Below are 5977 nucleotides of genomic sequence, written 5' to 3'. Positions count from 1 at the left end.
GCCGGACAGGGCCGCTGCGGGCGCCGCCCCTGGCTGGGCCGCTCCTGCTGTTCGGGCCACTGTTGCCGGGCGGGCCGTTTCTGTTGGGCGGTTTGGGGCCGCCACCGGTTCGGCGAGGTGGGCGCATCCAGCCTCATTGCGGCCAAGCGCCGGGCAAGTCCAGCGCGCCGGTGCGGCCATTGCCCTTCCAGCCCCCATGCGCTATCCGCGCCCGGCGCCCCTGTGGTGAAATTGGTAGACGCGCTCGACTCAAAATCGAGTGGAGAAATCCGTGCTGGTTCGAGTCCGGCCAGGGGCACCATAATCGCTTTGCTCGAACGCTGCCCCTGGCATTGGCTGCTGCCGGCCCGGCCCGGTTCCGATGGCTCTAGATAGTTGCGACGCGCCGCATCGCGTGTATCACGGACAGGCACGAAGGATGCTCTGGGGAGGGCCATGCACTACGCACAACTGGCGAAGGCGCGCGACGAACTGACGGGACCCGGCGGCGCGTTCGAGATCGTTACCATAAAGGTCAATGGCATCCCGGTGCGCGCCTATCGCAATGCGCTGCCCGATGTGCGGGCGCTGTGGCAATCAACGACGCAGTTCGCCGACCGGACCTATCTCGTCTATGGCGACGAACGGCTGACCTATGCCGAGGCCCACGCCCGCGTCGACTCCATCGCGGCCTGGCTGGCCGCACAGGGTGTTGAGCCCGGCGACCGGGTGGCGATCGCCATGCGCAACTACCCCGAATGGCTGCTGATCTATTGGGCCTGCGTCTCCACGGGCATCGCCGTTGTGGGCATGAACGCCTGGTGGACGGCCGAGGAAATGGCCTATGGGCTCGCCGACGCGGCGCCCAGGGTGCTGTTTCTCGATGCCGAGCGGCTCGACCGCTACCGGGAGATCGCCGCGCCGCCGGCCGGGCTGAAGCTTGTCGGCGTGCGACTGCGCGGCCCCCAGCCGGGCGTGACGCCGTTCGCCGATGTTCTCGCACATGGCGGCGCGATGCCGGATGTGGCGATCGATCCCGATGCCGATGCCTGCATCTTCTACACGTCGGGCACGACCGGCTTTCCCAAGGGCGCGCAGCTCACCCATCGCGGCTGCATCACCAATTTGTTCAACATGCTCTATGCCGGCGCGTCGACGGCGCGGGCGGTGCAGCTGGCCACCGGCGTGGAGCCGCCGGCCGTGGCGCCGGTGCCGGTGTCTCTGCTGACGACGCCCTTGTTCCATGTCACCGCCAACAACTGCGGCGCCTATGCCACCACCGCGGCGGGCGGCACCATCGTGCTGATGTACCGCTGGGATGCCGGAGAGGCGCTGCGCATCATCGAGCGCGAGCGGGTGACCTCCATCGGCGGTGTGCCGGTGATGGCGCGCGAACTCATCAACCACCCGGATTTCGCCACCACGGATGTGTCGAGCCTGACCGCCATGTCGGGTGGCGGCGCCCAGGTGCCGCCTGATCTGGTGCACAAGATCGAGGACAGGGTGGCCAGCGCGCGGCCCAGCACCGGTTATGGCATGACCGAGACCTGCGGCATCATCACGTCCGTCTCCGGCGACTTCTTTGTTGACAAGCCCGACAGCGCCGGCCCCGCCATGCCCAGCTATGAGGCCAAGTGCGTCGACGATGCCGGCAACACCGTGGCGCCGGGCGAGATCGGCGAGCTGTGGGTGAGGGGCGCCGCCGTCATCAAGGGCTATATCAACCGCCCAGAGGCCACGGCCGCGGCCATCACCGATGGCTGGCTGCACACCGGCGACATCGCCCGCATCGACGAGGACGGCTTCATCTACATCGTCGATCGCAAGAAGGACATGGTGCTGCGTGGCGGCGAGAATGTCTATTGCGCCGAGGTCGAAGCCGCCATCTACCGCCATCCTGCGGTGGCCGAATGTTGCGTGTTCGGGGTGCCCGATCACCGGCTTGGGGAAGAGGTTGGCGTGGCCGTGGTGCTGAAGCCGGGCGAGAGCGTGGATGAGGCGGCACTGCGCAACTTCTGTGGCAGCCTGATTGCCAGCTACAAGGTGCCACGCCACATCTGGTTCATGCCCGAGGCGCTGCCGCGCAACGCCAGCGGCAAGTTCCTGCGGCGCGAGCTGCGCGACCGGCTGGCGAAGGAACTGCCGGCGGCGTGATCGGCCTTGCGGGCCGCGACCGGCTGCCCCGTCTCAGCTGACCGGGGCCTGGCCGGCGCGTTCCAGTTGTCGGTTCAGTGCCGGCAGGCGGGTCTCGACGGCCGTGCGATAGCGGGCGAGTGCGCCGTCCAGCTCGCGGCGCAGTTCGGTGTAGACCGCAACTTGCGCCGCGTTCGGGGCGCCGTGGCCCTGGTCCACCAGCGCCATCAGCGCCGCCAGCCTGTCGTTGAGCTGGATGGGGAAGGCGATCTTGTCCTTGGGGCTCTGGTTGCGGACCTGGTAGAGCATCGCCTCCACCGCCGAAATCTCGTCCATCAAGCCCTGGCGCAGCCGCGCCGTGCTGCCGGTCAGTGAGAGCGCGGAGAGCCGGCCTCGCAACGCCCTGACGGCGATCACCGTCTGGTTGGCCTGTGACACCGCATCGCGCAGCTTGAGCGCCAGTGCGGACTGGGCGGCGAGATCGGCCCGGTCAACATCGCCGGCGCGCGGATCGAGCATCACCTTGACCGTGCCGGTCAGCTGCCGGTCGCCAAGGTCGAGCGTCGCCCGATAGTCGCCAGGCAGCACCTTGGGTCCGGTGGCCGGGTCGGGCGCTTCCAGGATCATGTTGTCGAACACGGTGGCGCCATCATGGCGCAGGTCCCACGTGAGGCCATGGCCGCCCGCCGCCAGCCCGCGCGGCAGGCGGATGGTGCGCACGATGGCGCCATTGCTGTCAGCCAGCGTCAGAGTCGCGGTCGCCGCCGGCCGGTCGAGAACGACATTGAGGCGTGCTGGCACCACGTCGAGCACGGCCGGTGCCGGCGGGAACAGTGCCGATGCCGCCGGGGCGCCGCTGGCCGCGAGGTGGCGCAGCGTCGACAGCCCCTCCAGCACCCAGAAGCTGCGGCCGTGGGTGGAGATGGCCAGTTCATCGCCCACCACCTTGAGGCCGGAGACATGGGTGTCAGGCAGGTTGAGCGACAGGCGCTGCCAGCGGGCGCCGGCATCGAAGGAGACTTGGACGCCATGTTCGATGCCGGCAAACAACAGCCCGGGGCGCTCGCCGTCCTCCACAATGGCGTGGGCGAAATCCTCTGGCGCCAGGCCGGCAGTGATGCGCTGCCAGCTGCGGCCCTGATCGGCGGTGCGATACAGAAAGGGCTGGCGGTCACCCTGTTCGTAGCGATTGGCCGCCAGATAGGCGACCGCCGGATCATGGGCCGAGGCGTGGATGAAGCTGATCTGCGTGTGGACCGGCAGATCCGCCGGGGTGACATTGTGCCAGCTGCCGCCGCCATCGCTTGTGACATGGACAAGCCCATCGTCCGACCCGGTCCAGATCAGCTGCGCATCGCGCGGCGAGGGCGCGATCGTGAAGATGGTGCCATAGACCTCGGGGCCGTCTTGATCGGGCCGGATGGGTCCGCCGGTCTCACCTAGCGTCGCCGGGTCGGCGCGGGTCAGATCGGGGCTGATCTTCGTCCAGCTCCGGCCTTCATCGAGGCTGCGCCACAGATGCTGCGAGCCGGCATAGAGCGGGTGCGGCGCGAGGCCTGAGAAGACGATCGGATAGCTCCAGTTCCAGCGCTCCTTCATGGTGGCGGCGGCCTGGCCCATCACCGTGTAAGGCCACGGCTGCACGTCGCGCAGCTGGCCGCGCGCCGTGTCGTGGCGAACGAGGCCATTGGTCTCGCCGACAAAGAACAGGCCGGGCTTGGCCGGGTGCGGCGCCACGTAACCGCTCTCGCTGCCGGCGATGGTGGTGAAGTCGCCGAACGTGTCGACATGGCGCGGCCCGCCGAAGTCCTCGACGTCGCGGCTCGGCACACACACGGTCGAATTGTCCTGCTGGGCGCCGCACAGCTGGAAGGGGAAGCTGCTGGTGGTGGCGAGGCGGTAGATCTGCGCGGTCGGCACGTCCTGCTCCGTCCAGCTGCGCCCGCCATTGACCGACACGCTGGCGCCGCCATCATCAGCCACGATCATGCGGGTCGGGTTGCCGGGATCGATCCACAGGTCGTGCACGTCGGAATGGCGATTGCGCACCACGCTGAAGTTGCGCCCGGCATCGGTGGATTTCTCGAGCAGGAAGCTCAGCACATAGACGGTGTCGCGGTCCACCGGATCGGGGCGGACGCGCAGGAAATAGAAGGAGCGCTGCCACAGCTTGCGGTCCCCGTTGATGTAGGTCCAGGTGGCCCCGGCATCGTCTGACCGGTAGAGCCCGCCGGCTTCAGCCTCGACATTGGCCCACACCCGCCTGGGGTCGGCGGGCGAGGGGGCGATGGTGATCTTGCCCAGCACGCCCGCGGGCAGGCCGGGGTTGCGGGTGAGCTCCGTCCAGGTGTCGCCGCCATTGGTGGACTTGAAGATGCCAGACCCGGGCCCGCCGCTCCACAGTTGCCAGGCCTTGCGATAGACCTGCCAGGTGGTGGCATAGAGCGTCTCCGGATCGGCCGGGTCCATGGCCAGATCGATGGCGCCGGCCTTGGGCGAGCGATAGAGGATCTTCGTCCAGCTCCGGCCGCCGTCACGGCTGCGGAACACGCCGCGATCCTCATTGTCGGCAAACGGGTCACCCAAGGCCGCGGCATAGACAATGTCGGGGTTGCGGGGGTGGACCCTGATGGCGGTGATGGTGCGGGTTTTTGCAAGGCCCAGGTGGCGCCACGTCTTGCCGGCATCATCGGAGCGGTAGACGCCGTCGCCCTGCATCACATTGGCGCGCAACTGGCCCTCGCCCATGCCGATATACACGATGTCGGGGTTGGACGGCGCGATGGCTACGGCGCCCACCGAGGAACTGGCAATCTGCCCGTCGGTCACGGCCCGCCAGCGGGTGCCGCCATCGTCCGTCTTCCACAGGCCACCGCCCACCGCGCCGAAATAATATTCGAACGGCCGGCTGGGGTGGCCGGCTGCCGCGATCGAGCGGCCGCCGCGATGCGGGCCGACATTGCGCCACTTCAGCATGGCATAGCTGTCTTCGAGGCTGGGCGCGGCAGCCACGGGGAGGGCGGCCAGCATGGCGAGCAGCAGGACCAAGGCAGCGGCGATGGCCGGCACTCGTGGCGCGCGGCGCTGCACGATGGTCATTGCCATGTCTCCCCCCAATATTTCTCGCATCATGCTGCCCGCCGCCGCTCACCCGTGGCAAGGGGCACGGCATCGCCATGGTGTTACAGTTTCTTCATGGCCGTCGGCGGCGTCCGGCGCTAGGCCTGTCGCCAAACCCAGGATGGAGACCTGCCATGCCCAGCCCCCTGACGCCGATCACCACCAGCGATGCGCCGCGCCCGGCCGGCCATTATGTGCAAGGGATGCAGGCCGGCGACTGGCTGTTCGTCTCCGGCCAGCTGCCGATCACGCCGGATGGCACGATCCGCCACGATGCCGACTTCACCGAGCAGGCCGATCTGGCCATCGCCAACGCGCTGGCGGTGGTGCGCGCCGCCGGGAAGGACGTGTCGCGGATCGCAAAGGCAACGCTCTATGTTGTCGGCATCGCCCACTGGCCGGCGGCCAACCAGGCCTTTGCCCACGCCTTTGGCGACCATCGTCCGGCGCGCGCCATCGTGCCGGTGCCGGAACTGCACCACGGCGTGCTGATCGAGGTGGAACTCATCGCCTGCTGAGGCGCGCTCACACCGCGAAGCTGTGGGCGTGATCGGGGCAGCAGGCGCCGCGGCTTTCCTCCACCCAGCTGGCCTCGTGCCACCAATAATGATCATCGCCCACCCGCGCCGGCGCGGCGGCCAGCGTGAGCGGCCGGGATGCATTGCGGGCCGGCTGGGCAAAGCGGCCAACGATGCTCCCGGGCGTGTGCGCGGCGCCGTTCAGCACCAGGTGCCGCACGTCGGCG

The 5977-nt window shown here is 68.6% G+C and carries 4 protein-coding genes and 1 tRNA gene; 3 read left to right on the top strand and 2 right to left on the bottom strand.

The annotated features are described in order from the left end of the window. Positions 1 to 216: 216 nt before the first annotated feature. A tRNA-Leu gene (locus GJV64_RS10480) sits at positions 217 to 301 on the top strand. Positions 302 to 435: 134 nt separating this feature from the next. Beyond that, entirely contained in the window at positions 436 to 2133 is a 1698-nt protein-coding gene (locus GJV64_RS10475; RefSeq protein WP_164157180.1) for a class I adenylate-forming enzyme family protein, read from the top strand. Between the two features lie 33 nt (positions 2134 to 2166). Here GJV64_RS10475 and GJV64_RS10470 read toward each other — a convergent pair whose 3' ends face one another. After that, the gene (locus GJV64_RS10470) at positions 2167 to 5217 is read right to left on the bottom strand and encodes a VPS10 domain-containing protein (RefSeq protein WP_164157179.1); all 3051 of its coding nucleotides are present in this window, start codon (positions 5215 to 5217) and stop codon (positions 2167 to 2169) included. 149 nt (positions 5218 to 5366) lie between these two features. On the opposite strand from GJV64_RS10470, the gene GJV64_RS10465 reads away from it, so the two are divergent. Further along, positions 5367 to 5750 (top strand): RidA family protein, encoded by a 384-nt coding sequence (locus tag GJV64_RS10465; protein ID WP_164157178.1) that lies wholly within the window; start codon positions 5367 to 5369, stop codon positions 5748 to 5750. Positions 5751 to 5757: 7 nt separating this feature from the next. On the opposite strand, the gene GJV64_RS10460 is transcribed toward GJV64_RS10465, so the two are convergent. Further along, on the bottom strand, positions 5758 to 5977 hold a 220-nt coding region (locus GJV64_RS10460), incomplete at its 5' end, for a hypothetical protein (protein ID WP_164157177.1).

This window comes from Sandarakinorhabdus rubra (assembly GCF_010994245.1).
Lineage (GTDB): Bacteria > Pseudomonadota > Alphaproteobacteria > Sphingomonadales > Sphingomonadaceae > Sandarakinorhabdus > Sandarakinorhabdus rubra.
This window is presented reverse-complemented; position numbering and strand designations above follow the sequence as displayed.

Excerpts from the sequence above, each read along its gene's own strand:
- GJV64_RS10475 (WP_164157180.1), top strand. The coding sequence starts at position 436 with ATGCACTACGCACAACTGGCGAAGGCGCGCGACGAACTGACGGGACCC.
- GJV64_RS10470 (WP_164157179.1), bottom strand. The coding sequence starts at position 5,217 with ATGGCAATGACCATCGTGCAGCGCCGCGCGCCACGAGTGCCGGCCATC.
- GJV64_RS10465 (WP_164157178.1), top strand. The coding sequence starts at position 5,367 with ATGCCCAGCCCCCTGACGCCGATCACCACCAGCGATGCGCCGCGCCCG.